Below are 25,451 nucleotides of genomic sequence, written 5' to 3' on the forward strand. Positions count from 1 at the left end.
CGCAGCTTCGCTCCACGCTTCCTCCCCACAATCGGTCACCCTCTTGCAGTTGCGCTTCGCTTCGTTCGCTGTGATCAACTTACGGGAGGACTTTCACCTCCAAGAGTGCGCCCGTGCCGGGCGCACAAAAAAGAACCCCGGCCGCTAAAGGCGACCGGGGTTGCAAGCCTTTTGCTGTCACACACAAAGGCACCCGCTCAGGGAGGAAAAGCGGGGAGCCGCGCGAACGGCTCAGGCATAAATTTACCACAAGCTGACAGCAAATCGGTGGTGAAGTCGCAAAAAAGCCACTGTGTGCGCGCAGAGACACTATGTCTGCGCATTTTTATCGTTTCTGCCTTGCAGGTCGAACCGCAGCAGGCGGCATTCGATGGGCCCGTTGAACAGCGGTACGCGTCGGCTGGCCTGCAGCCGCAGGCGGCGCGGCAGTTCCCGATCGGGCGTCAGCACCCAGGCCGTCCAGCCGCCGAAATGCGACTTCCAGTGCGCGGCCAGCCGTTCGTAAAACACATCCGCGCCCAGGCCTCCGGCCACGCCCGCGGCCTCGATGCGCTCGCCATACGGCGGGTTGAGCAGCAGCACGCCCGCATGGGGGCTGGGCGGGAGGCGCTGCAGGGCGTCGCCGCCGCGAAATTCGACGGCGCCGCCCACGCCCGCGCGCTCGGCGTTGCGGCGCGCGAAGTCCACCATGCGAAACGACACGTCGCTGCCATAGGCGATGGGCGGTGTGTCCTTGGGCCAGCGGCGCTCGGCGGCCCGCGCCTGCTCGCGCAGCGCCGCCCAACGCGCCGCATCGTGTGGCAGCAGCCGCTCGAAGGCAAAGCGCCGCTGGCGCCCCGGCGCCATCCCCAGGGCGATCTGGGCGGCTTCGATGACCAGCGTGCCGCTGCCGCAGCAGGGGTCGAACAGCGGCACCGGCGCGCCATCGGCCGTGCGGCCGGTCCAACCCGTGGCCGCGATCATGGCCGCGGCCAGTGTCTCCTTGAGGGGGGCGTCGCCCTTGTCGGTGCGCCAGCCACGCTTGAACAGCGGCTCGCCGCTGGTGTCCAGCGCCAACGTCAGCGTGTCGGCGCCCAGGTGGAGGTGCACGCGCACGTCGGGGCGCGCGGTGTCCACGCTGGGCCGCGCCCCGCAGCGCGCGCGCAGCCGGTCGCACACGGCGTCTTTGACGCGCAGCGCCGCAAAGTTGAGGCTGCGCAGCGGGCTGCGCTGCGCGGTGACCTCGACCTTGATCGTGCGCTGCGGTGTAAACCACTGCTCCCACGCCACGGCCGCTGCGGCGGCATAGAGGTCGTCCTCATGGCGGTAGGGGCCCTCCCACAGGCGCAGCAGCACGCGCTGCGCGATGCGGCTGTGCAGGTTGAGCCGCAGCACCGTGTCCCAGTCGCCGCGCAGCCCGACGCCGCTGCGCCCGACGGTCAGCGCAGCGGGTGCGAGCCCGCTCAGGCGGGTGACCTCGTCGGCCAAAAAGGGGGCGGTGCCGCCCGCGCAGGGCAGATACAAATCGAAGCTGGACATGGGATCGGTTACAGGGTTTTGCGCAGGCTGGCGGGGGGGATGCGCAGCGCCTCGCGGTATTTGGCCACGGTGCGGCGCGCGCATTCGATGCCCTGCTCCTTGAGCAGCTCGGCGAGCTGGCCGTCGCTCAAAGGTTTGCGCGGGTCTTCGGCGGCGATCATTTGGCGGATGAGCGCACGCACCGCCGTGCTGGAGGCGTTGCCACCGGCGTCGGTGCCCAGGCTGGAGCCAAAGAAATATTTCAGCTCGAAGGTGCCAAACGGCGTCGCCATGTATTTGGCGGTGGTGACGCGGCTGATGGTGGACTCGTGCAACCCCACCTCGTCGGCGATGTCGCGCAGCACCAGCGGGCGCATGCCCACCTCGCCGTGCAGGAAGAAGTTGCGCTGGCGATCGACGATGGCGCGCGCCACGCGCAAGATGGTGTCGAAGCGCTGCTGCAGGTTTTTGACGAACCAGCGCGCCTCCTGCAGCCGCGCCTGCAAATCGCCACCGCGGTGGCCGCGCAGCGCCTGGGCATAGAGGTCGGTCACGCGCAGGCGCGGCAGCACGGCGGGGTTGAGCTGCACGTCGAACTGGGTGCCGTGCACGGTGACGATGACATCGGGCACGACGACCTGCCGCTCGGCGTCGGCAAAACGCCGCCCGGGTTTGGGCTCGAGCCGGCTGAGCAAGGCCAGGCCGGCGCGCACCTGGCCCTCATCGAGGCCGGTGGCCTGGGCCAGCCGGCGCGTGTCGCGGCGCGCGATCCACTCCAGCGGCTGCGCGCACAGGGCCAGCGCGGCCTGGGCGGCGGGGGTGTTGGGCAGCTCCAGAATCTGCAACCGCAGGCACTCGGCCAGGTCGCGCGCGCCCACGCCGGTGGGCTCCATGCTCTGCAGCCAACCAAGCGCGCGCCGCAGCAGCGAGGCGATTTCCTCGTGCCGCTCGCGCGCGGGGGCGCCTGCTGAGGCCGCACCGCCTGCGGCCAGCAGCTGCTGCCACAGCGCCTCGGTCAAGGCTTCCAGCGGTTCGCTGAGGTAGCCATCGTCGTCGAGCGATTCGATCAAAAAATACAACGCCGCGCGCTCGTCATCGTCCAGGTGCAGCGCCAGGGCCTGGCGGTGCAGGTGATCGGCCAGGCGTTCCGGCGCGCGCGCCACCTCGGTCGCATCCGGGCTATCGTCGTCCAGGTCGCGCCCGGCGCGGCCGACGCCGGGGCCTTGCAGCGACCAGTCGGATCCTTCCGCGCTCGTTTCCGTGTCGCCGTTCCAGCCGCCCGCGTCGTCGTCCAGGCGCGCCGGCCAATCCTCGGCGGGCGCGCCGACTTCAAAGGCCGCCACCGTATCCGGCAGCGCCGCGTCGCCCCCCAGCGCGTCGGCGTTGGCGGGTACGTCGCCCGCTTCGGCCAGGGCCACGTCTGCCTCGGCGGTGGGGTCATCCACCTCCTCGGCGCGTTCCAAAAAGGGGTTGTCCGCGAGCATCTGCTCGATTTCCTGCGCCACCTCCAGCGTCGAGAGCTGCAGCAGCCGGATCGATTGCTGCAGCTGCGGCGTCAGACTCAGCTGCGCCGTGGCGCGCAAACCAAGGCCGTGCTTCATGGCGCTACAGACGGAAGTGCTCGCCCAGGTAGACGCGGCGCACCTCGGCGTTGGCAACGATGTCGGCGGGCGTGCCGTGCGCGAGCACCTGCCCCTCGCTGATGATGTAGGCGTGGTCGCAGATGCCCAGCGTCTCGCGCACGTTGTGGTCCGTGATCAGCACGCCGATGCCGCGCGCCTTCAGAAACCCGATGATGCGCTGGATTTCGATGACGGCAATCGGGTCGATGCCGGCAAACGGCTCGTCGAGCAGGATGAAGCGGGGCTGCGCGGCCAGCGCGCGCGCGATCTCGACGCGGCGGCGCTCCCCGCCCGACAGGGCAGGCGCGGGGGCTTCGCGCAGGTGGTCGACCTGCAGTTCCGCCAGCAGCGCATCCAGCCGTTGGCGCAGCACCGGTTCGGACAGCGGCCGTCCGGCGTCGTCGCGCTGCAGTTCGAGCACCGCGCGCAGGTTTTGCTCCACCGTCAGTTTGCGAAAGATCGACGCCTCCTGCGGCAGGTAGCCCAGTCCCAGCCGGGCGCGCCGGTGGATGGGCAAATGCTCGGCGCGCGTGTCGTCGATCCAGATCCGCCCGGCGTCGGCGCGCACCAGGCCGACGATCATGTAAAACGAGGTCGTTTTGCCCGCGCCGTTGGGGCCGAGCAGGCCGACCACTTCCCCGCTGCGCACCTGCAGCGAGACATCGCGCACGACCAGGCGCCGCCCGTAGCGTTTTTGCAGGCCTTCGGCGCGCAGGTGGCTCGCGGGCGTGGCGGTCACGGCCGGCGCTCCAACCGGTCGCTGGGGGTCAGGGCGGGTGGCGGCGTATCCGGCCCCGGGTTGGTGGCGGCGGGATCGGCCTTGCGCGGCGACAACAGCGCGCGCACGCGCCCGCCGGGGTTGTCCGCGGCCGGTCGGCTGCGGTCGCCATCGACGGTGAAAGTGTCGCTGCGGTTGTCGTACACGATCAGCGCGCCTTGGGTGCGGTCGCTCAGCACCGTGCCGCGGTAGCGGCGCAGCTCGGCCTGCCCCACGAAGGTCACGCGGTCGGCGGCGCCGTCGTACTCGATGCGCTCGGCTTCGCCTTCCAGGTATTCGTCCACCCCCTCGCGCTTTTGGCGGTAAAACGCGCGCGCGGCGCCGTTGCCCAGCGCGATGCCGAACTGCTGGCCTTGCGCATCCTGTCGGACTTCGACCTGGTGCGCGCGGATGCGTATCGTGCCCTTGCTGATGACCACCTGGCCGGTGAAGACGCTGGTCTGCCGCGCATCGTCGTAGCGCAGCGCATCGGCCTCGACCTGCATCGGCGCGTTGCGGTCGGCACGCTCGGCGTGCGCGGCCAAGGGGGCGCCCGCCAGGAGTGCGAGGGCGATCAGGCCGGTGGGGCGCAGGACGCGGTGGCGGGCAGCAACGGGCACGGAATTTGCTCCTATCGTTCGGAGCGATTGTGCCACGCTCCCGCCGCGCACGCGCGACCCCGCACCGGGGCGTGCGCCGCAACGCGCGTCACGCCTGGCGCACGCGCGCGATCAGGGCGTCGGCGACGGTCAGCGTGCGCGCCGCCTGTCCGGGCACCAGGTAGCGGCCGGCGATGCCCAGCGACGGCGTGGCGTCCACTTCGTAGGCGTCTTGCAGCTGCAGCGCGCGCTTGACCTTGCCACTGACGCCAAACGACTGGTAGGTCTGGGCAAACTGCTGCCGGTCCACCCCTTGCTGGGCAGCCCAGGCGATGACGGCGTCGGCGGTGTTGAAGCGCGCCCGCTCCTCGTGCACGGCTTTGAAGGCTTTTTCGTGCAAATCGCCCAAGCGCCCCAGCGCCTCGAGCGTGTAGTACAGGCGCTGCATGGGCTCGAACGCGGCATTGAAGCCCACCGGCACGCGCCGCACCACGATTTCCTTGGGCAGCTTGCGCATCCAGTCGGTCATCAGCGGCTCGAACCGGTAGCAGTGGATGCAGCTGTAGGCAAAGAACTCCAACACCTCGACCTGGCCGGGGCCGGTGTCCACGGGGACGGGCTTGGCCAGGCGGCGGTATTCCGTGCCCTCACGCAGGGAGTCTTGCGCGTGCGCCGCTGGCAGCACGGTGGCAGCGGCCCAACCCAGGGCGATGGTGTGAAAGTGGCGGCGTTGCATGGCAGGCATCGGGGGCAAAACAGTCCGGAAAGTCGTGTGGGCGCGTGCAGCGTCGGTGGCCGTTGGAGTGGTTGTCAGCGGGCGCGGTTCCCCGGCATCAGCGCTGCACACGCACCAGCGCCGTTTCGATTTGTTTGGCGCGCAGGCGTTCCTGCATCACTTCGGCGTCCACCTTGTTGCCAAACGGCCCCAGCCGCACACGGTACATGCGCTGGCCAGCCTGTTCGCGTTCGCTGACCTTGGCGTCGAACCCCTGCAGGGCCAGGCGGGCGCGCTGGGCCTCGGCTTCTTCGGCGCTGCGAAACGCGCCCACCTGCACGAAGTACTGGAAAGGATCGACGGGCGCGTCACCCGCTGCGGCTTGGCCGGCGGCGGGCTGGGCGCTGGCCGTGCGTTGGCGGATCAGCTCGGCGATCGGGTCGGCCGCCTCCGCCGGGGCGCTGCTGCGCGCGGGCTCGCTGGCGTTGGCGGGGGGCTCGTTGGCCGCTGACGGCGCGCCCTCCGGCTTGGCGGCCGACAACCCGGCGTTGGGGTTCCACTGGCGCAGCCGCTGCGCTTCGGTTTCGGGCTGCGTGGGCTTGCGCTGCACCCCACGGTCCACCAGCGGGATCGGCACTTTGGTGACGTAGACCGCGACGGCCAGCGCCGCGCCGATGCCAACCACCAGCCCGAGCATGAAACCCAGCAGCGTGCCGCCGCGCTGGCCGCGGCGGGCGGGGGACGAAACGGGAGAGGGGGCCATCGCAAACTCCGTGGGGTCAGCGGCGCGCGCTCACATCGACTCGGGGGCTGACACGCCCAGCACGCGCAGCCCGCTGCGCAGCACCTGTGCGGTGGCGGCCACCAGCGCCAGCCGGGCGCGCTTGACGGTTTCGTCTTCCACCAGGATGCGCTCGGCGTCGTAGTAGCTGTGGTAGGCCGCGGCCAGCTCGCGCAGGTAGAAGGTCACGTCGTGCGGCGCGAAGTCGGCGGCGGCGGCCGCGAGCACCTCGGGGTAGCGCGCCAGCTGCAGCATGAGCGCCTGCGCGGCCGGGGTGTCGAGCGGACCGAGGTCGGCCTCGGCCAGCGTGGCCGGGTCGCCGCCCTGCGTGCGCCACTGGGCCAGCACCGAGCAGATGCGCGCGTGCGCATACTGCACGTAATACACCGGGTTGTCGTTGTTTTGCTGGACCGCCAGATCGACGTCGAAGGTGTATTCGGTGTCGGGCTTGCGTGACAGCAGAAAGAAGCGCACCGCGTCCTTGCTGGTCCACTCGATGAGGTCGCGCAGCGTCACGTAGCTGCCCGCGCGCTTGGAGATCTTGACCTCCTGCCCGCCGCGCACCACGCGCACCATGGTGTGCAGCACATAGTCCGGGTAGCCGGGCGGGATGCCCAGGCCCACGGCCTGCAGGCCGGCGCGCACGCGCGCGATGGTGCCGTGGTGGTCGGTGCCCTGGATGTTGATGACCTTGGTGAAGCCGCGCTCCCACTTGGTGATGTGGTAGGCCACGTCCGGCACGAAGTAGGTGTAGGTGCCGTCGGACTTGCGCATCACCCGGTCCTTGTCGTCGCCGTACTCGGTGGTGCGCAGCCACAGCGCGCCGTCCTTCTCGTAGGTCTTGCCGGCGTCGATCAGGCGTTGCACGGTTTGGGCCACGCGGCCGCTGCTGTACAGGCTCGACTCCAGGTAGTACTGGTCAAAGCGCACCGCAAACGCCTTGAGGTCGAGGTCCTGTTCGCGGCGCAGGTAGGCCACGGCAAACTGGCGGATGCCGTCCAGATCGTTGACGTCGCCGCTGGCGGTGTAGGTGCGGTCGTCGGCCTGGACGGTCTTGCGGGCCAAAAAGTCGTCGGCGATGTCCTGGATGTAGTCGCCGTTGTAGGCGGCCTCCGGCCACTGCGGATCGCCGGGGCGTACGCCCTGGGCGCGCAGCTGCACCGAGCGCGCCAGCGTCTCGATTTGCACGCCCGCGTCGTTGTAGTAGAACTCGCGGTGCACCTGCCAGCCCTGGGTCTCGAACAGGTTGCAGATCGCGTCGCCCAGCGCCGCCTGGCGCCCGTGCCCCACGTGCAGCGGCCCGGTTGGGTTGGCCGAGACGAACTCCACCAGCACCCGCTGACCGTTGGGCGGGCGGTGGCCGTAGCGGTCACCCGCGGCCAGCACCTCGCGCACCACCTGCTGTTTGGCCGCCGGCCGCAGGCGCAGGTTGATGAAGCCGGGGCCAGCGATGTCCAGCGCCGCCACCCAGCGCTCGAACGCGGGCTGGGCCTGCAGCCGCTCCACCAGGGTCTGCGCGATGGCGCGCGGGTTGCTGCCCAGCGGTTTGGCCAGTTGCAGCGCGGCGGTGATGGCCAAGTCCCCGTGCGCGGCGACCTTGGGTTGTTCGAAAGCGGCGCGCGCCGCCGCGCCAGGCAGCAACGCTTCCAGCTCGGCGGCCAGGGCGCCGAGCAGTTCGTTTTTGACGGTTTGCATAGCAGGAATTGTAGGTGGCGGGGCGCGGGGTGGGCGCACCCTTGGCCACTACGCGCCGGCGCGCCGGGCCCCCCGCTGCGCGGCCAGCACGCACAGCAGGTCGCACGCCACGTGCGCGGCGGCCAGCGCGGTGATGTCGGCGTGGTCGTACGGCGGGGCCACCTCCACCACGTCCATGCCCACCAGGTTCACCGGCACCAGGCCGCGCACGATGTGCAGCGCCTGCGCGCTGCTCAGGCCGCCGGCCACCGGGGTGCCGGTGCCGGGCGCGTGCGCCGGGTCCAGGCAGTCGATGTCGAAGGTCACATAGGCCGGGCGGTCGCCGACGATGGCCAGCACCTGTTGCAGGGCCCAGTCGGCCCCGCGCGCGTGCACCGTGGGCGCATCCAGCACGTGCAGGCCCATGAAATCGTCGTTCCAGGTGCGGATGCCGATCTGCACCGAATGCGCGGGGTCGATCAAACCCTCGCGCACCGCCTTGTAAAACATCGTGCCGTGGTTGAGCGAGTCGGGGCTGTCGTCGGGCCAGGTGTCGCAGTGGGCGTCGAAGTGGATCAGCGCCAGCGGCTTGCCCCAGCGCTCGGCGTGCGCCTGCAGCAGCGGGTAGGTGATGAAGTGGTCACCGCCCAGGGTGAGCATGCGCGCCCCGCTGGCCAGGATGCGCCGCGCGTGGTCGCGGATGGCGCCGGGGATGGTGTGCGGGTTGTGCGCATCCAGCCAGCAGTCGCCGGCGTCCACCACCGCCAGCGTCTCGAAGGGGTCGAAGCCCCAGGGAAACGGCTTGAGCTCGGCCAGCTGCACGCTGGCGGCCCGGATGGCCGCCGGCCCCAGCCGCGCCCCGGGCCGGAAGGTGGTGGCCAGGTCCAGGGGAATGCCGCTGACCACCACATCGGCACCCGTCCAGTCGCGCGTGTAGGTGCGACGCAAAAAGCTCAGCACGCCGGCGTAGGTCATCTCGGGCCAGCTGCCCAGCAGGCCGGGGCGGCGGATGGCGCCGTCACCGGCGGCGGGCGCTTCGGGGAGGGTGGGCGATGGGGCGCTCATGCGCGCCATTATCGACCGGCGGCCGATCGCTTGGGTGGCGCTGGATGGCCCGTGCGCGTCATCCGCGTGCCGGCGTCCACGCGTGCGCGCGCAAGTCGTCCAGGGTGACGAAGTCCAGCGCGCGCTCGTGGCAGCTCTCCAGGATCACGGGCGGGGCCACGCCGGCGTCGAGCGCCTCCTTCCAGCGCAGCGCGCACAGGCACCAGCGGTCACCGGGCTTCAGGCCCGCAAAGCGCCATTCGGGGCGTGGGGTGATCAGATCGTTGCCGCGCTGCCGCGAAAACGCCAGAAACTCCGCCGTCACCTTGGCGCAGATGACGTGCGAGCCGGTGTCGTCCGACGCGGTGTGGCAGCAGCCGTCGCGAAAGTAGCCGGTCAGCGGATCGTAGGAGCAGGCGCGCAGCGGGCCGCCGAGGACGTTGCGGGCGGAGGTGGTCATGGGTAGCAAGGCGGACGGGAGGTCGCAGGTCCCAACGCAAGCGACATCGACATGGCAGCCGATGCTAGCGCCGGCGCAAAACCCTGCCGTCCTGCGGGGTCGCCCGGGGCCGGCTGGGAACGATCAGGCCAGCGGCGCCAGGCAGGCGCGCGCAGCCTCGCGGATGGCGCGCGTGAGCCGCTGCGCCGTCGGCGGTTCGCGCTCCCAGTGTTGCCAGTACAGCGCCACGTCCACCACGGCGTCGGGCAGCACCTCCTGCAGCGCCGGGCGGTGGGTGCGCGCCCGCAGGTGCAGCTCGGGCACCATGCCCCAGCCCAGGCCCAGCTCGATGGCGCGCTCGAACGCGTCCACCGCAGGCATGAAGTGGCGCGGGTAGCGCGCAGCGCGCAGCCCAAAGTGCTGGCGCAGCCACACGTCCTGCAGCGCGTCTTTGCGGTTGAAGATCACGGCCGGCAGCGCCAGCAGCCGGTGCGGCGTGACGCGGCCGGCGGGGGTGCGGGCGCGCGCGGCCAGCGCCGGCGTGGCCACGCAGCGGTAGCGCATGATGCCCAGCGGCTCGGCCACGCAGCCGCGCATGGCGTCGGCGCGGGTGGTCACGCAGCCCATCACGCTGCCATTTTTGAGCAACTCGTGCGTGTGGTCCTGGTCGTCGATGGTCAAGTCCAGCAGCAGCCGCTGGCGCGCCAGCAACGCCGCGACGCCCGGCAAAAACCACGCGGCGGCCGAGTCGGCATTGATCGCCACGGGCACGCTCTGCCAGCGCTGCCCGGTGCTGCCACGCAAGCGCTCCAGCAGATCCGCTTCCATCAGTTGCACCTGCTTGACATGGGTCAGCAGCGCCTGTCCGGCCGGGGTGGCGCGCACGGTTTTGCCGCGCACCACCAGGCGCTGGCCCAGCTGTGCCTCCAGCGCCTTGATGCGCAGCGACACCGCCGCCACCGTCAGCGCCAGCGCCTGCGCGGCGGCGGAGAAGCTGCCGTGCTCCACCACGGCGCCCAGGGCCTCGAGTTGCTTGGCGTCCAGCATGGCGAAAGTTTAAGAAAAACTTGACGCCAGAAAAACAACGTCAAAAGGGTTAAACCTGGCGCGCAGCCGCGGCACACTTCGGCGCAGTGTCTGGTTGCATTGAAGGAGTCCGTCATGAACCCCCTTGCCTGGACGGCGGGCCTGCCCGGCTTCGTCGCCCCGAGCTTTACCGCCGGCATGGTCATGAGCCTGTCGCTCATCATGGCCATTGGCCCACAAAACGCCCATGTCATCCGCACCGGGTTGCAGCGCCGCCACCTGTGGCTGACCGTGCTGACCTGCGCCTTGGCCGACATCGTGCTCATCGCGCTGGGGGTGGCGGGGCTGGCCCAGTTGGGCGGGTTGTCGGACAAACTGCACGGTGCGCTCATCGGCGCGGGCGTGTTGTTTTTGGCGGTGTATGGCTGGCGTGCCGCGCAGCGGTTTTGGCACGGGCCGGCCGCTGCGGGTGTGGTGGCGGTGGGCACGGCCGCACCGCCCACCAGCCGCCGCCAGGCGGTGTTGGCGGCGCTGGCGTTTTCCTGGCTCAACCCGCATGCCTGGCTGGACACCGCGGTGCTGATCGGGACCGCCTCGTTGGCGTGGGGGGCGCAACAGCCAGTGTTTGGCCTGGGCGCGGCCACCGGCTCGGTGCTGTGGTTCGTGCTGTTGGGCGGGGCGGCCTTTTGGCTCGGGCGGCGGCTCAATTCGCTGCGCGTGTGGCGCGCGCTCGACGGTTTGGTGGCCCTGATGATGTGGGGCACGGCCGCTGCGCTGGTGGCCAGCCTGTTTTGACCCTGTGCCGGAGACGACGATGACCATGCCTTCGACCTTGCGCGCGCCGGCGCGCCGCACCCACGATGCGCCCATCACGGTGTTTGGACCGGACTTCCCGTTCGCGTACGACGAGTGGTTGGCCCACCCCGCCGGCCTGGGGCAGCTGCCTGCCAGCCGCCACGGCACCGAGGTGGCCATCGTGGGCGCGGGCATGGCGGGGCTGACGGCCGCCTACGAGCTGATGAAGCTGGGCCTCAAGCCCGTGGTGTACGAGGCCTCGCGCATGGGCGGGCGGCTGCGCTCGCAACCCTTCGAGGGTGGCAGCGGCGCCATCGCCGAGCTGGGCGGCATGCGCTTTCCGCTGTCGTCCACGGGTTTTTACCACTACGTGCGGCTGCTGGGGCTGGACAGCCGGCCGTTTCCCAATCCGCTCACGCCGGCGGCCAACTGCACGGTCATCGACCTGGAGGGGCAAACGCACTGGGCGCGGTCGCTGGCCGATCTGCCGCCGCTGTTCCGCGAGGTGGCGCGGGCCTGGGCCGATGCGTTGGAGGAGGGCGCGGGCTTTACCGAGCTGCAGACCGCCATGCGGCAGCGCGACATCGAGCGCGTCAAGACGCTGTGGAACGCCCTGGTGCCGCGCTGGGACGACCGCACGTTCTACGACTTCGTGGCGCAGTCCAGCGCGTTTCAGCGCCTGAGCTTTCACCACCGCGAGGTGTTTGGGCAGGTCGGCTTTGGCACCGGCGGGTGGGACTCGGATTTTCCCAACTCGATGCTGGAAATTTTGCGCGTCGTGCTGACGGGCTGCGACGAGAACCAGCACTTCATCGTCGGCGGCGTGCAGCAGGTGCCGCTGGGCCTGTGGCACCACGCGCCGGCGCGCCTTGCCCACTGGCCGCAGGGCACCACCCTGGCGCGCCTGCACGGCGGTGCGCCCCGCCCCGCGGTCAAGGCCATCCAGCGTGCTGGCAACGGCCAGCTCGACGTCACCGACGCCTGGGGCAGCACACGCCGCTACGACGCGGTGCTGGTCACCTGCCAGAGCTGGTTGCTGACCACGCAAATCGCTTGCGAGGAGTCGCTCTTTTCCCAAAAGCTGTGGATGGCGCTGGACCGCACGCGCTACATGCAGTCGAGCAAGACCTTCGTGATGGTGGACCGGCCGTTTTGGAACGACCTGCGCGCCAACGGCTGGCCGCTGATGGGCATGACGCTGACCGATCGCCTCACGCGCGGCACCTACCTGTTCGACAACGGGCCGGACCAGCCGGGCGTTATATGCCTGTCCTACGCGTGGATGAGCGATGCGCTCAAGATGCTGCCCTACGATGCGCCCAAGCGCGTGCAGCTCGCGCTCGATGCACTGCGCAAAATCTACCCCGACGTGGACATTGCCAGCCACATCATTGGCGACCCGATCACCGTGTCGTGGGAGGCCGATCCGCACTTCCTCGGCGCCTTCAAGGGCGCGCTGCCCGGGCATTACCGCTACAACCACCGCATGTACGGCCACTTCATGCAAGATGCGCTGCCCGATCGGGAGCGTGGCATCTTCCTGGCGGGGGACGACATCTCCTTTACCCCGGCGTGGGTGGAGGGCGCGGTGCAAACGGCGCTCAACGCCGTGTGGGGCATCGTGCGTCATCTGGGCGGCACCAGCCACCCCGACAACCCCGGTCCGGGGGAGTGGTACCCGCACATCGGCCCGGTGGCCCTGCCCGATTGATCCCGCCGGCGCCCCAGGGCCGCGCGCCGCGCGCTAAGCTTGACACCATGAGCGCACCGGAGTCCACCTCGAGTCCTTTGGCCCCCACGCGACTGGCCTTGTGGCAGACCGAACACCCGGCCGCTGGCGACACCGCAACGGCCTTGCAGCGGCTGGAGCAAGCGGCGCAGCAGGCCGCCGCGCGCGGGGCGCACTGGCTGGTCACGCCCGAGATGGCGCTGACCGGCTACCTGATCGACCCCGCACGGCTGGCGGCCCTGGCCGAGCCGGCCGACGGGCCGCTGGCCCAAGCGGTGGCGGCAATCGCACAGCGCCACGGTGTGGGCATCGTGTACGGCTGGCCGGAACGCCACCCCCAGGGCGGTCTGCCCTACAACGCTGCGCAGGCCATTGGCCCGCAGGGGCAGCGGTTGGCGGTGCACCGCAAGGTCCATTTGTTCGGCAAAGCCGATGCCGAGCGCTTCACACCGGGGGTGGCGCCGGCCGCGCCCTTCGACTGGGGCGGCACGCGCATCGGGCTGCTCATTTGCTACGACGTCGAGCAGCCGGCGGCCGTGCGCGCGCTGGCGCGGCAGGGGGCCCGCCTCATCCTTGTGTCCACGGCCAACATGCTGCCCTACGACGACGCCCCGCGGCTGACGGTGCCGCGCCTGGCCGCCGAGCACGGTGTGGCCATTGCCTACGCCAACGCCTGCGGCGCGGAGGGCGGCACGCGCTACGGCGGCTTGAGCACGCTGGTCGGCCCGCGCGGCGAGGTGCGCGCGCGGGCGGGGCGGGGGGCCGAACTCCTCATTGCCGATAGCCCGGGTTGAGGCGGTCCAGCCGGCGCAGCAGGCCCGGCCAGGTCAGGGCGCCCGCGCCTTGCCCGTGCGTCACCTGCCGGGCCTGGGCCTGCGCGGTTTGGATGATGGCGGGATCGACCGGGATCAGCTCGCCACCGCCGGCCAGCGCCCGGATTTGGATGGCGCACACCGCCTCGAACAGGTACATCGACAAAAAGGCGTCCGCCACGGTCGGCCCCACGGTCAGCAGACCGTGGTTGCGCAGCATCAGAAAGTGCCGATCGCCGAGATCGGCCACCAGACGCGCCTTTTCGTCCTCGCGCAACGCCACGCCCTCGTAGTCGTGGTACGCCAGGCTGGCCAGCACGAAGATCGATTGCTGCGACAGGGGCAGCACGCCATGCTTTTGCGCCGACACCGCCACGCCGTTGAGGGTATGGGTGTGCAGCACGCACTGCGCGTCGTGGCGCGCGGCGTGGATGGCGCTGTGGATGGTAAACCCAGCCGGATTGACCGGGAACGGGCTGTCGTCGAGCTTGTTGCCGTGCACATCGATTTTGACCAGGCTGGAGGCGGTGATTTCCTCGAACAGCAAGCCATACGGGTTGATCAAAAACTGGTCATCCGTGCCCGGCACGCGCGCCGTGATGTGGGTAAACACCAGGTCGTCCCAGCCAAACGCGGCCACCAGCCGGTAGGCGGCCGCCAGGTCCACGCGCACCTGCCATTCGGCATCGCTGACCTGGCCCTGCCGGCTGGGAATGTGGAGGGGGGTGCTCATGTCGGTCTCCTCTGCGGTGTCGAGCGGGCGGTCGCGGCATGGGGATTCATGCCCGGCCCATGCAGCCGCGGACGATAGGCGGCCAGGATGGGGCGGGCTATCGCGAGGGTGACAGCACCTCCCCCAAATGGGGGAGGCTGGCGGACGCCGCTACTGCGCTATTCGGTGCCGCACTTGGCTACATAACCACCCTATGCCCCAGGCGGGGCATCATGCCCGCGTACCCCTCCAGGCCATGAAGGGCTCACATCGGACGCGTTCTCATCGGTTTCAGCGGTGGCCACATGATCGGCCGGGACTTGACATGTAACCGTTCCCCCCACGGGTCGGTCGCCTTGCTGCCATCTCGCCCCCACACCGCATCACGTCGCAGACGGGATGGGCCATGTGGAAAAAAGACCACCTGGCCGCTGAGCACAGCACGGCCGTTGCCGCGCAGGGTGCGTCACTTTGCAATACCTAAAAACACCGCCAAGCAGCGCTCGACCTCGATCAGTGTGTCCGCATCGATCCGCCCGAAGGGCTGCCCTACTTTGTCACGCCGAACCGTCAGCGCCTTGTCCACCATCACTTGGGAGGGCTTTTGCAGGCCGTTGTCCGCGCTGGGCTCAACCCTGACGCGCAGCAATGGCGCATCAACCAGCGTGCTGGTAACCGGTAGCACCGTCACGCTGCTGTGCTCGAGGAAGTGGTTGGCTTGGATCACCAGAGCAGGCCGTGGCTTGCCAAAGTCGCCCTGCACAGCGATCGTCACCAAGTCGCCGCGCATCATGTCTGCCAGCCATCCGCATCCGCAACGGCGTCATCCAAGAGTTGCTGCAACTGCCTGTCGGCAGCATCAGCCTCGGCCACCAGCAAGCACTGGCGGCGGCACTCCTGCGCAAAGTCCGGGCGACGTGTATCGGGCACCCAGATCTGGACTGGACGCAAGCCTGCGCGGCGCAGCGCATCGCGACGCTTTTGAACGCGCAGATTGACAGGGGTGGCCACGGTCGAACCTCCAAGTGTGTTACATGCAACAGTATACGGCGTTTTACCCGATGCGCAGCCGCGCCAAGACCGTTGCGAAACGGGTAGCGTCTTGCCTGGTCATGCGCGCCGCCCATCGTACGGCGGTGCGGGGTTTTCACGGGTTGCCCCGTCCCCAAAACCCCGCCTGCCCATACTGCGCCTTGAGGAAGTCCACCCACGCCCGCACGCGCCGCGGCAGGTGGCGCGCACTGGGAAAGACGGCGTAGATGCCATTGGGCGGCGCGGCGTAGTCGTCGAGCACGCTGACCAGCCGTCCGGCATTCAGGTCGGCCTGCACCTCCCAGGTGCTGCGCCACGCCAGGCCCAGTCCGGCCAGGCACCACTCGTACAGGACTTGTCCGTCGCTGCAGTCCAGCGGCCCACGCGGGCGGATGTGCACGACGCGGCCATGCTCCGCCGGCAGGGTGAATGCCCAGCCGCGGGTCTGCGACGCTTCCGACGACAGGATCAGGCAGTCGTGCTGCAGCAGCTCGTGGGGGGTGGCGGGCGTACCGCGCCGGCGCAGGTAGTCGGGCGCGGCCACCACCAGCCGGCGGTTGTCGGCCAGGCGCACGCTGACCAGCGACGAGTCGGGCAGGTCGCCCACCCGTACCGCGCAGTCGTAGCCTTCGGCCACCAGGTCCACCACCCGGTCGCTCAGGTTGAGCGAGACCGTGACCTCGGGGTACTGCCGGCGAAACAAGGGCACCAGCGGGGCGACGCGCTGGCGGCCAAAGCCCGCCGGCGCGGTGATGCGCAGGTGGCCACGCACGGTGTGCCCGCCAGCGCTGATGTTGGCCTCGGCCTGTGCCAGTTCACCGAGCAGGCGTTGGCAGTCTTCCAGAAAAGCGCTGCCTTCGGGCGTGAGGATGAGGCGCCGCGTGGTGCGCACCAGCAGCTTGACGCCCAGGTGCTCTTCCAGCGCATCGAGCCGCCGCCCGATGATGGCGGGCACCACGCCCTCGGCGCGTGCGGCGGCCGCAAGGCTGCCGCGCTGGGCCACCGCGACGAAGGTTTCCATCGCCTTGAGCTTGTCCATGGCGTGGATTATGTAACTTCATGTCACGGCTGCACGGCGTTCGATCGGCTTTTTTGCGGGCGGCGCGTGCGCTACAGTCATGGCTCAATTTGGGCGGTCATGCCCAGCGTGGTGCGCGCGATCAGCCATGGAGCAGGCGCGCGCCGCGTTTGCCGGATTCGACGCATAGGAGAGTTGTGTATGTCCACCCCCCGCATCGCGGTTGGTCGGCTCCAAGTGGCCGAGGTGTTGTATCGCTTCGTCGAGGACCAGGTGCTGCCCGGCACCGGCATCGACAGTGGCCGCTTCTGGAGCGGTTTTGACGCCATCGTGGCGGACCTGGCGCCCCAAAACCGCGCGCTGCTGCTCGAGCGCGACCGGCTGCAGGCCGAGCTGGACAAGTGGCACAGCGCCAACCCCGGGCCGATCACCAACATGGCGGCCTACCGGCAATTTCTGGAGACGATCGGCTACCTCGTGCCGCCGCCGGGCGAGGTGCGCGTGACCACGGCCAACGTGGACGCCGAGCTGGCCACGCAGGCCGGCCCGCAGCTGGTGGTGCCGATCCTCAACGCGCGCTACGCCCTCAACGCCGCCAACGCGCGCTGGGGCAGTTTGTACGACGCGCTCTACGGCACCGATGTGATCCCCGAGGACGACGGCCGCGCCAAAGGCCCGGGCTACAACGAAAAGCGCGGTGCCGAGGTGATCGCCTACGCGCGCCGCGTGTTGGATGAGACGGCGCCGCTGGCGCAAGGCTCGCACGCCCAGGCCACGCGCTACGCGGTGGAAGGCGGCGCGCTGCGCGTGACGCTGGCTGGCGGTGCGGTGACGGGCTTGAAGGACCCGGCGCAGTTCGTTGGCTATCAAGGCGACGCGGCGGCCCCGTCGGCGGTGCTGCTGCGCCACCACGGGTTGCATCTGGACATCCGCATCGACCGGCAACACCCGATCGGCGCCAGCGACGCTGCCGGCGTGTGCGACGTGGTGCTGGAAGCGGCGCTGTCCACCATCCTGGACCTGGAAGATTCCGTGGCCGCGGTGGACGCCGAGGACAAGGTGCTGGGCTACCGCAACTGGCTGGGCATTTTGCAGGGCTGGTTGACCGAACGTTTTGACAAGGGCGGCCGCATGCTCACGCGCGGCTTGCACCCCGACCGCCGCTACACCGCCGCCGACGGCCGCGGCGAGGTGGTGCTGCCGGGCCGTTCGCTGCTGTTCATCCGCAACGTTGGCCACCTGATGACCAACCCGGCGATCCTCTACACCGACGCCGAGGGCACGGTGCGTGAGATCCCGGAAGGCATCATGGACGCGGTGATCACCACCACCATCGCGCTGCACGACCTGCAGGGCCGTGGCAAGCTGCCCAGTGGCGAGCCGATTCGCAACAGCCGCACCGGCAGCATCTACATCGTCAAGCCCAAGATGCACGGGCCCAAGGAAGTGGCGTTTGCCAACGAGCTGTTTGGCCGCGTCGAGCAACTGCTGGGATTGCCGGACAGCACGGTCAAGCTCGGCATCATGGACGAGGAGCGCCGCACCAGCATCAACCTCAAGGCCTGCATCGGCGCGGCGGCCAGCCGCGTGGCGTTCATCAACACCGGCTTCCTGGACCGCACGGGGGACGAAATCCACACCGCGATGCTGGCCGGTCCGATGATCCGCAAGAACGACATGAAGAGCAGCGCCTGGATCCAGGCCTACGAGCGCAACAACGTGCTGGTGGGCCTCAAGTGCGGGCTGCGCGGCCGCGCCCAGATCGGCAAGGGCATGTGGGCCATGCCAGACCTGATGAAGGCGATGCTGGAACAAAAGATTGCCCACCCGAAGGCCGGCGCCAACACCGCCTGGGTGCCCAGCCCGACGGCGGCCACGCTGCATGCCTTGCATTACCACCAGGTGGACGTGGCCGCGGTGCAGCAGCAGCTCGAGCAAATCGACGCCGACGCCGAGCGCGACACCCTGCTGACGGGCTTGCTGACCGTGCCGGTCAGCGCCAACCCGAACTGGAGCGACGCCGACAAACAGGCCGAACTGGACAACAACATCCAGGGCATCCTGGGCTACGTGGTGCGCTGGGTGGACCAGGGCGTGGGGTGCTCCAAGGTGCCCGACATCCACGACGTGGGCCTGATGGAAGACCGCGCGACGCTGCGCATCAGCAGCCAGCACGTGGCCAACTGGCTCTACCACGGTGTGGTGAGCGAGGCCCAGGTGCGCGCCACCTTCGAGCGCATGGCGCGCAAGGTGGACCAGCAAAACGCCGGCGATCCCAACTACCGCCCGATGGCGCCCAACTTCGACGCCAGCATGGCTTTCCAGGCGGCGTTGGATCTGGTGTTCAAGGGGCGCGAGCAACCCAGCGGCTACACCGAGCCGCTGCTGCATGCCTGGCGGCAAAAGGTCAAGGCCGCGCGCCACTGAGCTGGCGCCGACGGTTGCTGGGCGTCCTGGGTGACGCTCCGGCGGTTGGCGCGCCGGGCGGATGCGGGCACAATCGGGTGCCACAGGGGTCGGCGCCTCGACCCCGTGGGGACGAGGAGACATCGCCATGAACATCCGCCACGACGCCCAGGTCATCGGCCAGGGGCCGCGCAAGGTGCTGATGCTGCACGGCTGGTTTGGCCATGCCCGGGGCTGGGGGCCGATGGTGCAGCATCTGGACACCGACGCCTTCAGCTACGCCTTCATGGACTACCGCGGCTATGGGCACCGCAAGGGCAGCGGCGGGCCGTACACCATCGAGCAGATTGCGCACGACGCGCTGGCGCTGGCCGACCAGCTGGGGTGGGAGCGCTTTGCCCTCGCGGGGCACTCGATGGGCGGCAGCGCCATCCAGTACGTGCTGGCCGAAGCGCCGCAGCGGGTGCAGGCGCTGGTGGGCATCACCCCGGTGCCCGCCAGCGGCGTGCCGTTTGACCCGCAGGGGTGGGCGTTTTTCTCGGCCGCGGCGCAAGATCCGGCCACGCGCCGCGCCATCATCGACCTGACCACGGGGCAGCGGCTGACCGGCACCTGGCTGGATGCGATGGTGCGCTCGTCGCTGGCCCATTCGGACGTCGAAGCCTTTGCCGCGTACCTGACGGCCTGGGCCAAGACCGCTTTCGTCGAGCGCATCCAGGGCCAGACGGTGCCGGTGCTGGTGGTGGCCGGCGAGCACGACCCTGCGCTGGGCGAGGCGACGTGCCGCGCGACCTGGCTGCAGCACTACCCCCACGCCCGGCTGGAGGTGATGGCCAATGCAGGCCACTACCCCATGGACGAAACCCCGATCGCGTTGGTGACCGTGATGGAGCGGTTTTTGCGCGACGCGGTTGCGCTGTGAAGGGGCTGCCGTGACGACCGAGTCGGCCGGCACAGCCACGCCGGTGAACCCGACGCGCTGTCCGCTGTGCGGGGGCGCCAACGGCTGCGCCATGGAGCAAGAGCGCCTGACGGGCCAGGCCCAGGCGCCGTGCTGGTGCACCCGCGTGGCGTTTGCGGCCGAGGTGCTGGACCGCATCCCGCCGCATGCCCGCGGCTTGGCGTGTGTGTGCGCGCGCTGCGCGCTCGCGCGGGGCTGACGCCAGTCGGCGGGGCGGCGCCGCTGCCCCTCAGGGCTGCGCGAGGTCCACGGGGGGGTGACCGCCGGTGCGGTCCCCCGGCTGGGCTGACCGGTGGTGCAGGGGCGCGACCGCGCGCCGAAACGTTGCGCTTATCCGCAGGGGCGCCGCTTCGACCTCGCGCTGCACCACGATGCCGCCATCGGTGCGTGCGAGCTGTTGCGCCAGCAGCCACAGCACGCCGTCGGTGCGCGCCGAGGCGGGGGCGGTTGCGTCGGTGGGCCACACCGCCAGCTCCAGCCAGGCGCGCCGGGGCGGGGGCTCGCCGGCCGGGTGCGCGCCGTCCTCGGCCGGGCGGGGCTCGACGCCGACCTCGAGCTGGCTGCCGTGCTGCAGGCCCCACTCGAGCAGCGTTTGCACCAGGCTGTACGCCAGCGTGGGGTCGATGAACAGCTCCACCGGCTGCAGCCGGCGCTGCACCGTCACACCCTGCGCCAGCAGTGCGTCGCGGCGCTCGTCCAGCACCGCGGCCACCACCTGCGCCAGGTCCACCTTCTCGTGCGATTGGCGCACCTGTCCGCTTTGCAGGCGCACGATTTGTTGCGCCTGGATCCCGCAGTGTTTCAGGCGCAGCGCCGGCACGGCCAGGATGCGGTATTCCGCCTCGGTGATGCGGCCGCGCTGCTGCAACAGCGCCAGCCCGCGCAACAGGTGATCGACCGATTCGATGGCCTGTTCGGTCACCGCCACCGCCAGGTCGGGCCAGTGTGCATCCATGCGCCACGCGCATGCCGAGGGCGGCTCGGACGCCGAGGTGTGGTCGCGCGAGGGGGTGTCGGTCACAGAGGGGTGGCCAGATGGGCGGGCTGCAAACACGGCCACCCAGTGTAGCCCAGCCGCCAAGCGGTCACAATAACGGTCATGAATGCGCCCACCCCGATCAGCGGCCACCCGGCCCCCTACCCGTTGTCGCGTCCGCGCCGCCTGCGCCGCGACGTGTTCACCCGCAACCTGGTGCGCGAGCACCACCTGACCGTGCACGACCTGATCTACCCGGTGTTCGTGCTCGAGGGCCAGGGCCGGCGCGAGCCGGTGGCCTCGATGCCTGGCGTGGAGCGGCTCAGCCTGGACCAGCTGCTGCCCGTGGCGCAGGCGTGCGCGGATGTGGGCATCCCGGTGATGGCGCTGTTTCCGGTCATCGACCCGGCGCGCAAAACCCCCGACGGACGCGAGGCCTGGAACCCCGACGGCCTGATCCCGCGCGTGGTGGCCGAGCTCAAGGCGCGCGTGCCCAACCTGGGGGTCATGACCGATGTCGCGCTGGACCCGTACACCAGCCACGGGCAGGACGGCCTGCTCGACGACACCGGCTACATCGTCAACGACGCCACCGTCGAGGTGCTGGTCAAGCAGGCGCTGGTGCAGGCCGCTGCGGGGGTGGACATTGTCGCGCCCAGCGACATGATGGATGGCCGCATCGGCGCCATCCGCCAAGCGCTGGAGGCACGCGGCCACGTGCACACGCGCATCATGGCCTACAGCGCCAAGTACGCCAGCAGTTTTTACGGCCCCTTCCGCGACGCCGTGGGCAGCGCCGCCAACCTGGGCAAGGCGGACAAAAAGGTCTACCAGATGGATCCGGCCAATTCCGACGAGGCGCTGCGCGAGGTGGCGCTGGACCTGGCCGAAGGCGCCGACATGGTCATGGTCAAACCCGGCATGCCCTACTTGGACGTGGTGCGACGCGTCAAGGACGAGTTCAAGGTGCCCACCTTCGCCTACCAGGTCAGTGGCGAGTATGCGATGCTCAAGGCGGCCGCCGCCAATGGCTGGCTTGACCACGACGCGGTGATGATGGAGAGTCTGCTGGCCTTCAAGCGCGCCGGCGCCGACGGTGTGCTGACCTACTTTGCGCTGGAGGCGGCGCGCCTGTTGGCGTCCCAGGGCTGAAACCGACCATGCGGCATTTGCAACCCACCGAAGCGTGGCACTGGCTGCAATCCTGCGCGGATCTGCCGCCCGCACAGCGGCCGCTGTTCGTCGATGTGCGCATGGAGATCGAATCGCTCTACGTCGGGCGCCCGCCGGGGGTGGTCAACATCCCGTGGTACGAGTACCCGGATCTCACTCCCGATCCGCAGGGCTTTGCACACAAGGTGTTGCAGGAGGCCGGCCATCGGGAGCGCCCGATCCTGCTGATCTGCCGCAGTGGCAAGCGCACGCTGGACGCTGGCGCGGCCCTGGAGGCGGCCGGCTTTACCGACGTGGCGCACGTGGTGCACGGCTTCGAGGGCGAGCTCGACGAGCACTTCCACCGCTCCACGCGCAACGGCTGGCGTTTTGAGGGGCTGCCCTGGGAACAGATGTGACGCCGCTGACGCCGCAGCAGGCGCTGCTGCGCGCCCAGGCCGTGCTGGCCGAGGTCTTTGGCTACCAGGCGTTTCGCGGCCAGCAGGCCGACATCGTGGCGCACGTGGGCGCCGGCGGCGACGCGCTGGTGCTCATGCCCACCGGCGGCGGCAAGTCGCTGTGCTACCAAATCCCGGCCATCGTGCGCCAGCGCGCGGGCTGGGGCGTGACCCTCGTCGTCTCGCCGTTGATCGCGCTCATGCACGACCAGGTCGGTGCCCTGCGCGAAGCGGGGGTCGAGGCGGCCTATCTGAATTCGAGCCTGAGCGCCGAGGAGGCCGCCGCCGTCGAGCAGCGCCTGATGCGCGGCGAACTGACCCTGCTCTACGCCGCGCCCGAGCGCATCGTCACCCCGCGCTTTCTGGCCCGGCTGGAGGCGCTGCACGCGGCGCGCCGGCTGGCGCTCTTTGCCATCGACGAGGCGCATTGCGTCAGCCAGTGGGGGCACGACTTTCGCCCCGAGTACCGCGAGCTGGCGGTGCTGCCCGAGCGCTTTGCTGGCGTGCCGCGCATCGCGCTGACCGCCACCGCCGATGCGCTGACCCGCGCGGACATCGTCGCGCACCTGCGGCTGGAGCAGGCGCGCACGTTCGTGGCCAGCTTCGACCGGCCCAACATCCGCTACACCATCGTCGAAAAGCGCGACAGCCTGCGCCAGCTGCTGCGCTTCATCGAACAGGAGCACGGCGGGCCGCACGGCCACGACAGTGGCATCGTCTATTGCCAATCGCGTCGCAAGGTGGAGGACGTGGCCGCGCGCTTGGCCGCCGCTGGCCTGCGCGCATTGCCCTACCACGCCGGGCTGGATGCCGCCACCCGCCAGCGCCACCAGGACCGCTTTTTGCGCGAAGAAGGGTGGCTGATGGTGGCCACCATCGCCTTCGGCATGGGCATCGACAAACCGGACGTGCGCTTCGTTGCCCACCTGGACCTGCCCAAAAATATCGAGGGCTACTACCAGGAAACCGGGCGCGCCGGGCGTGACGGTGAGCCGGCCAACGCGTGGATGGCCTATGGCCTGCAGGACGTGGTGCAGCAACGCCGCCTGATCGACGAGAGCGCCGCCAGCGACGACTTCAAGCGCGTGCTGCGTGGCAAGCTCGATGCCCTGCTGGCGCTGGCCGAGTCCACCGGCTGCCGCCGCCAGCAGCTGCTGGCCTATTTCGGCGAGGCCAGCGGCCCCTGTGGCAATTGCGACAACTGCCTGCAGCCGCCCCAGACCTGGGACGCGACCGAGCCCGCGCGCAAGCTGCTCTCGTGCATCTACCGGTTGCAGCAAAGCGGCGGCGCCTTTGGCGCGGGTCATGTGATCGACGTCTTGCGCGGCCTGGACACCGACAAGGTGCGCCAGCACGGGCACACGGCGCTGTCCACCTTTGGCATCGGACGCGAATACGATGAGACCCTGTGGCGCCGCTTGCTGCGCCAGCTCATTGCCCTGGGGGCGGTGCACGTGGGCGGCGAGTTCCACACCTTGCACCTGACCGCGGCGGCGCGGCCGATTTTGCGCGGCGAGCAGCCGGTGCGGTTGCGCGTGGCGCCAGCGGGCGACGCTGCGGGGCGTGGCGGCGCGCGTGGCGAGCGGCGTGCGCGGGCCGTGGCCAGCGAGGCCCGGCTGCCGCTGCTGGGGCGCGAGGTGCTGGCGGCGCTCAAGGCCTGGCGCGCCGAGGTTGCGCGCGAGCACGACCTGCCCGCCTACGTCATTTTTCATGACGCCACGCTGCGCGCCATCGCCGAGCGGCTGCCACGCAGCGCGGCGGATTTGCACGACATCCCCGGCCTGGGCGAAAAAAAGCGCGAGGCCTACGGGCGCGACGTGCTGCGCCTGGTGGCCGAGGTGTGCGATGCCCAGGACGCCAGCGCCGCGGACGACGGGCAGGCCCAATCCGTCTGGGGGTGAGCGCGGCCGGCGGGCCGCGTCAGCGCCGCGCGCGCAGGCCGGCGCAGTGGTCCACGGGCGGCACGGCCGGGGTGAGCCAGAGGGCATCGGCCGCCGCTGTGGGCACGAGCGCCGCCGGCGCGTCGTCGCTGGCCACCAGCTCCACCACCCGCGGCGCCGGGGCTGCCGGCCCCGCCCGGCGTGCCAGGTGCAGCGGCACCCCGTACGGGCGGCGCGCGTGCTGGGCCCCGGTGATGAGCAACACGGTGCGCCCTGGCGTATGCTGTGCCAACAGGGTGGCGGCCATGCTGTCGTCGCGGGCGATTTGGATGCGCGCCATCGGCCGCAGCTGCGCCGCGGGCAGCACGCCACAGTGCGCGGTGTCGATCAGGCGTTCGAGCGCGTGCAGGCCGTCCGCGGGCAACAGGGTGTCCCAGTCCGCATCGGCCATCACCGCATGGTGCTGCGCCCGCGGCAGGTTGGCGCCGACCACCGGGACCCCGGCGCGCACGGCCGCCATCACCACCGGCCCGTAGCGCGCCCACGGCCAGCCGGCGTCGTGCCAGGCCAGGGCTTGCCGCACCGCCTCCTCCGGCGCGTCGGGGCGCAGGCTGCCACTGTCGCGGCCGCGCTCGGCCATTTCCAGCACCACCGCCGCCAGCGCTCCCTGCCCGGCCAAGACGCGCACCACCGCCACCTGCAGCGTTTGGTGCGCGTCGGCGTCGTGCTGTTCCCCCAACAGCCACCAGGGCGCAGGCCCCAGCGCCTGGATTTGCTGCTCCACCCAGGCCGCCAACGCCGGCGCATCGGGCAGCACCGGGCGCGCATCGGCCACGACCGATGGCGCCGCCCGCACGGGCACGCTACCCCCGCCCAACCACGCCCCGATGCCGGCCATGAGCGCACCACGCAACCAGGCGCGGCGATCGCAGCGACGCCATGCGGGCATGGCGGGTTGGTTGCGGCGTGCGCTGGGGCTGCGGTTCATCGACACAAAACGCGTGCGAAAGAGCCCCAAGCGTTCAGTCGTCCTCAGTGCACCACCAGCGGCGTTTGCGCCAGGGACGCGTAGCGCTCGAGCGTGTCCTCCACCTCTTCCTGGGTGGGGGTGTTTTTTTGCCACGCCTCGATTTTTTGCTGGAACAGCTCGGCCCACGAGCCGTCGAGGTACACCTCTTTGCCGGAGCGCTTGTCCACGATCTCAAAGCCGTGCCTGGGCATCACAGGCCGCGGGCTGTCCCCTTCGGCCGCACTAGCCACCTCCTGGGCGTTGGCCAGGATGTGGACCACCGCGAAACTGTCGGAGTTGTAGAGCATGTGCATGGCCACACTATCCTCGAAATGCAAAGTCCCTGCAAGCGACAGG

26 protein-coding genes are annotated in these 25,451 nt (G+C 70.1%); 9 read left to right on the forward strand and 17 right to left on the reverse strand.

Annotation, left to right across the window (positions count from 1 at the left end; all coding sequences use genetic code 11):
• Positions 1-309: 309 nt before the first annotated feature.
• From Tther_RS04795 to argP, 10 genes are all read right to left on the reverse strand, one after another.
• Positions 310-1,518 carry a THUMP domain-containing class I SAM-dependent RNA methyltransferase gene (locus Tther_RS04795; RefSeq protein ID WP_143901448.1) on the reverse strand — a complete coding sequence of 403 codons (1,209 nt, stop codon included), beginning with the start codon at positions 1,516-1,518 and terminating at the stop codon, positions 310-312.
• An 8-nt stretch (positions 1,519-1,526) separates the two neighbouring features.
• A complete protein-coding gene (gene rpoN, locus Tther_RS04800; RefSeq protein ID WP_143901451.1) occupies positions 1,527-3,098 on the reverse strand; it encodes an RNA polymerase factor sigma-54 in 1,572 nt (523 codons plus the stop codon).
• A 4-nt stretch (positions 3,099-3,102) separates the two neighbouring features.
• Positions 3,103-3,858: an LPS export ABC transporter ATP-binding protein gene (gene lptB / locus Tther_RS04805; RefSeq protein ID WP_143901453.1), complete on the reverse strand. Its 756-nt coding sequence runs from the start codon at positions 3,856-3,858 to the stop codon at positions 3,103-3,105.
• The gene (lptA, locus tag Tther_RS04810) at positions 3,855-4,496 is read right to left on the reverse strand and encodes a lipopolysaccharide transport periplasmic protein LptA (RefSeq protein ID WP_143901455.1); all 642 of its coding nucleotides are present in this window, start codon (positions 4,494-4,496) and stop codon (positions 3,855-3,857) included. The genes lptB and lptA overlap by 4 nt, the downstream gene beginning before the upstream one ends.
• An 88-nt stretch (positions 4,497-4,584) precedes the next feature.
• Positions 4,585-5,220, reverse strand: coding sequence for a thiol:disulfide interchange protein DsbA/DsbL (locus Tther_RS04815; RefSeq protein ID WP_246098916.1), 636 nt, complete (start codon positions 5,218-5,220; stop codon positions 4,585-4,587).
• Positions 5,221-5,308: 88 nt separating this feature from the next.
• Positions 5,309-5,953 carry an SPOR domain-containing protein gene (locus Tther_RS04820; protein WP_143901459.1) on the reverse strand — a complete coding sequence of 215 codons (645 nt, stop codon included), beginning with the start codon at positions 5,951-5,953 and terminating at the stop codon, positions 5,309-5,311.
• A 30-nt stretch (positions 5,954-5,983) separates the two neighbouring features.
• Positions 5,984-7,666 carry an arginine--tRNA ligase gene (gene argS, locus Tther_RS04825; protein ID WP_143901461.1) on the reverse strand — a complete coding sequence of 561 codons (1,683 nt, stop codon included), beginning with the start codon at positions 7,664-7,666 and terminating at the stop codon, positions 5,984-5,986.
• 48 nt (positions 7,667-7,714) lie between these two features.
• Complete coding sequence (gene speB, locus Tther_RS04830; RefSeq protein WP_143901465.1) at positions 7,715-8,710, reverse strand: agmatinase; 996 nt, start codon at positions 8,708-8,710, stop codon at positions 7,715-7,717.
• A gap of 58 nt (positions 8,711-8,768) precedes the next feature.
• Positions 8,769-9,149 (reverse strand): DUF2237 family protein, encoded by a 381-nt coding sequence (locus tag Tther_RS04835; protein WP_143901467.1) that lies wholly within the window; start codon positions 9,147-9,149, stop codon positions 8,769-8,771.
• Positions 9,150-9,272: 123 nt separating this feature from the next.
• Positions 9,273-10,175, reverse strand: a complete 903-nt coding sequence (gene argP / locus Tther_RS04840) for an HTH-type transcriptional regulator ArgP (RefSeq protein ID WP_143901469.1) — start codon at positions 10,173-10,175, stop codon at positions 9,273-9,275.
• 114 nt (positions 10,176-10,289) lie between these two features.
• Here argP and Tther_RS04845 point away from each other — a divergent pair, with 114 nt between their 5' ends.
• The 3 genes from Tther_RS04845 to Tther_RS04855 are packed head-to-tail and all read left to right on the forward strand — an operon-like array spanning position 10,290 to position 13,472.
• Entirely contained in the window at positions 10,290-10,949 is a 660-nt protein-coding gene (locus Tther_RS04845) for a LysE/ArgO family amino acid transporter (RefSeq protein ID WP_143901471.1), read from the forward strand.
• A 19-nt stretch (positions 10,950-10,968) separates the two neighbouring features.
• On the forward strand, positions 10,969-12,660 hold the full coding sequence (locus Tther_RS04850; protein ID WP_246098917.1) for a flavin monoamine oxidase family protein: 1,692 nt from the start codon (positions 10,969-10,971) through the stop codon (positions 12,658-12,660).
• A 47-nt stretch (positions 12,661-12,707) separates the two neighbouring features.
• Positions 12,708-13,472 carry a nitrilase-related carbon-nitrogen hydrolase gene (locus tag Tther_RS04855; protein WP_143901472.1) on the forward strand — a complete coding sequence of 255 codons (765 nt, stop codon included), beginning with the start codon at positions 12,708-12,710 and terminating at the stop codon, positions 13,470-13,472.
• Here Tther_RS04855 and Tther_RS04860 read toward each other — a convergent pair.
• The 4 genes from Tther_RS04860 to Tther_RS04875 form a co-directional block, all read right to left on the reverse strand.
• Positions 13,450-14,223 (reverse strand): class II aldolase/adducin family protein, encoded by a 774-nt coding sequence (locus tag Tther_RS04860; RefSeq protein WP_143901475.1) that lies wholly within the window; start codon positions 14,221-14,223, stop codon positions 13,450-13,452. The genes Tther_RS04855 and Tther_RS04860 overlap by 23 nt on opposite strands.
• Positions 14,224-14,668: 445 nt before the next feature.
• On the reverse strand, positions 14,669-14,995 hold the full coding sequence (locus tag Tther_RS04865; protein WP_185975009.1) for a type II toxin-antitoxin system PemK/MazF family toxin: 327 nt from the start codon (positions 14,993-14,995) through the stop codon (positions 14,669-14,671).
• A complete protein-coding gene (locus Tther_RS04870; protein ID WP_143901477.1) occupies positions 14,992-15,213 on the reverse strand; it encodes an antitoxin MazE family protein in 222 nt (73 codons plus the stop codon). The genes Tther_RS04865 and Tther_RS04870 overlap by 4 nt, the downstream gene beginning before the upstream one ends.
• A 136-nt stretch (positions 15,214-15,349) precedes the next feature.
• Positions 15,350-16,273, reverse strand: a complete 924-nt coding sequence (locus tag Tther_RS04875; protein WP_143901479.1) for a LysR family transcriptional regulator — start codon at positions 16,271-16,273, stop codon at positions 15,350-15,352.
• A gap of 180 nt (positions 16,274-16,453) precedes the next feature.
• Between Tther_RS04875 and Tther_RS04880 the strand changes: the two genes are divergently transcribed.
• The 3 genes from Tther_RS04880 to Tther_RS04890 all read left to right on the forward strand — a co-directional run bounded on the left by Tther_RS04880 (position 16,454) and on the right by Tther_RS04890 (position 19,818).
• Positions 16,454-18,679, forward strand: coding sequence for a malate synthase G (locus Tther_RS04880; protein WP_143901481.1), 2,226 nt, complete (start codon positions 16,454-16,456; stop codon positions 18,677-18,679).
• Positions 18,680-18,806: 127 nt separating this feature from the next.
• Positions 18,807-19,580 carry an alpha/beta fold hydrolase gene (locus tag Tther_RS04885; RefSeq protein ID WP_143901483.1) on the forward strand — a complete coding sequence of 258 codons (774 nt, stop codon included), beginning with the start codon at positions 18,807-18,809 and terminating at the stop codon, positions 19,578-19,580.
• Between the two features lie 10 nt (positions 19,581-19,590).
• Positions 19,591-19,818 carry a cysteine-rich CWC family protein gene (locus tag Tther_RS04890; RefSeq protein ID WP_143901485.1) on the forward strand — a complete coding sequence of 76 codons (228 nt, stop codon included), beginning with the start codon at positions 19,591-19,593 and terminating at the stop codon, positions 19,816-19,818.
• A gap of 30 nt (positions 19,819-19,848) precedes the next feature.
• Here the strand turns inward: Tther_RS04890 and Tther_RS04895 are convergent, their stop codons facing one another.
• Positions 19,849-20,640, reverse strand: a complete 792-nt coding sequence (locus Tther_RS04895; protein ID WP_185975010.1) for a hypothetical protein — start codon at positions 20,638-20,640, stop codon at positions 19,849-19,851.
• A gap of 78 nt (positions 20,641-20,718) precedes the next feature.
• On the opposite strand from Tther_RS04895, the gene hemB reads away from it, so the two are divergent.
• Genes hemB through recQ form a run of 3 tightly spaced genes read left to right on the forward strand, consistent with a single transcriptional unit; the run spans position 20,719 to position 24,106 of the window.
• Positions 20,719-21,747 (forward strand): porphobilinogen synthase, encoded by a 1,029-nt coding sequence (gene hemB / locus Tther_RS04900; RefSeq protein ID WP_143901489.1) that lies wholly within the window; start codon positions 20,719-20,721, stop codon positions 21,745-21,747.
• A gap of 8 nt (positions 21,748-21,755) precedes the next feature.
• Positions 21,756-22,166, forward strand: a complete 411-nt coding sequence (locus Tther_RS04905) for a rhodanese-like domain-containing protein (RefSeq protein WP_143901491.1) — start codon at positions 21,756-21,758, stop codon at positions 22,164-22,166.
• Entirely contained in the window at positions 22,163-24,106 is a 1,944-nt protein-coding gene (gene recQ, locus Tther_RS04910; protein WP_246098918.1) for a DNA helicase RecQ, read from the forward strand. The genes Tther_RS04905 and recQ overlap by 4 nt, the downstream gene beginning before the upstream one ends.
• A 19-nt stretch (positions 24,107-24,125) precedes the next feature.
• Here recQ and Tther_RS04915 read toward each other — a convergent pair whose 3' ends face one another.
• Positions 24,126-25,034, reverse strand: coding sequence for a ChaN family lipoprotein (locus Tther_RS04915; RefSeq protein WP_143901493.1), 909 nt, complete (start codon positions 25,032-25,034; stop codon positions 24,126-24,128).
• A gap of 83 nt (positions 25,035-25,117) precedes the next feature.
• A complete protein-coding gene (locus Tther_RS04920) occupies positions 25,118-25,408 on the reverse strand; it encodes a BTH_I0359 family protein (RefSeq protein WP_143901495.1) in 291 nt (96 codons plus the stop codon).
• Between the last annotated feature and the right edge of the window lie 43 nt (positions 25,409-25,451).

This window comes from Tepidimonas thermarum, assembly GCF_007556705.1.
Taxonomy (GTDB): Bacteria; Pseudomonadota; Gammaproteobacteria; order Burkholderiales; family Burkholderiaceae_C; genus Tepidimonas; species Tepidimonas thermarum.

What these genes read in the sequence shown, in the direction of transcription:
- Tther_RS04795 (WP_143901448.1), bottom strand. Translation starts at nt 1,518, where the DNA reads ATGTCCAGCTTCGATTTGTATCTGCCCTGCGCGGGCGGCACCGCCCCC.
- rpoN (WP_143901451.1), bottom strand. Translation starts at nt 3,098, where the DNA reads ATGAAGCACGGCCTTGGTTTGCGCGCCACGGCGCAGCTGAGTCTGACG.
- Tther_RS04815 (WP_246098916.1), bottom strand. Translation starts at nt 5,220, where the DNA reads ATGCCTGCCATGCAACGCCGCCACTTTCACACCATCGCCCTGGGTTGG.
- Tther_RS04820 (WP_143901459.1), bottom strand. Translation starts at nt 5,953, where the DNA reads ATGGCCCCCTCTCCCGTTTCGTCCCCCGCCCGCCGCGGCCAGCGCGGC.
- argS (WP_143901461.1), bottom strand. Translation starts at nt 7,666, where the DNA reads ATGCAAACCGTCAAAAACGAACTGCTCGGCGCCCTGGCCGCCGAGCTG.
- speB (WP_143901465.1), bottom strand. Translation starts at nt 8,710, where the DNA reads ATGAGCGCCCCATCGCCCACCCTCCCCGAAGCGCCCGCCGCCGGTGAC.
- Tther_RS04835 (WP_143901467.1), bottom strand. Translation starts at nt 9,149, where the DNA reads ATGACCACCTCCGCCCGCAACGTCCTCGGCGGCCCGCTGCGCGCCTGC.
- argP (WP_143901469.1), bottom strand. Translation starts at nt 10,175, where the DNA reads ATGCTGGACGCCAAGCAACTCGAGGCCCTGGGCGCCGTGGTGGAGCAC.
- Tther_RS04845 (WP_143901471.1), top strand. Translation starts at nt 10,290, where the DNA reads ATGAACCCCCTTGCCTGGACGGCGGGCCTGCCCGGCTTCGTCGCCCCG.
- Tther_RS04850 (WP_246098917.1), top strand. Translation starts at nt 10,969, where the DNA reads ATGACCATGCCTTCGACCTTGCGCGCGCCGGCGCGCCGCACCCACGAT.
- Tther_RS04855 (WP_143901472.1), top strand. Translation starts at nt 12,708, where the DNA reads ATGAGCGCACCGGAGTCCACCTCGAGTCCTTTGGCCCCCACGCGACTG.
- Tther_RS04860 (WP_143901475.1), bottom strand. Translation starts at nt 14,223, where the DNA reads ATGAGCACCCCCCTCCACATTCCCAGCCGGCAGGGCCAGGTCAGCGAT.
- Tther_RS04865 (WP_185975009.1), bottom strand. Translation starts at nt 14,995, where the DNA reads ATGATGCGCGGCGACTTGGTGACGATCGCTGTGCAGGGCGACTTTGGC.
- Tther_RS04875 (WP_143901479.1), bottom strand. Translation starts at nt 16,273, where the DNA reads ATGGACAAGCTCAAGGCGATGGAAACCTTCGTCGCGGTGGCCCAGCGC.
- Tther_RS04880 (WP_143901481.1), top strand. Translation starts at nt 16,454, where the DNA reads ATGTCCACCCCCCGCATCGCGGTTGGTCGGCTCCAAGTGGCCGAGGTG.
- Tther_RS04885 (WP_143901483.1), top strand. Translation starts at nt 18,807, where the DNA reads ATGAACATCCGCCACGACGCCCAGGTCATCGGCCAGGGGCCGCGCAAG.
- hemB (WP_143901489.1), top strand. Translation starts at nt 20,719, where the DNA reads ATGAATGCGCCCACCCCGATCAGCGGCCACCCGGCCCCCTACCCGTTG.
- Tther_RS04905 (WP_143901491.1), top strand. Translation starts at nt 21,756, where the DNA reads ATGCGGCATTTGCAACCCACCGAAGCGTGGCACTGGCTGCAATCCTGC.
- Tther_RS04915 (WP_143901493.1), bottom strand. Translation starts at nt 25,034, where the DNA reads ATGCCCGCATGGCGTCGCTGCGATCGCCGCGCCTGGTTGCGTGGTGCG.
- Tther_RS04920 (WP_143901495.1), bottom strand. Translation starts at nt 25,408, where the DNA reads ATGCACATGCTCTACAACTCCGACAGTTTCGCGGTGGTCCACATCCTG.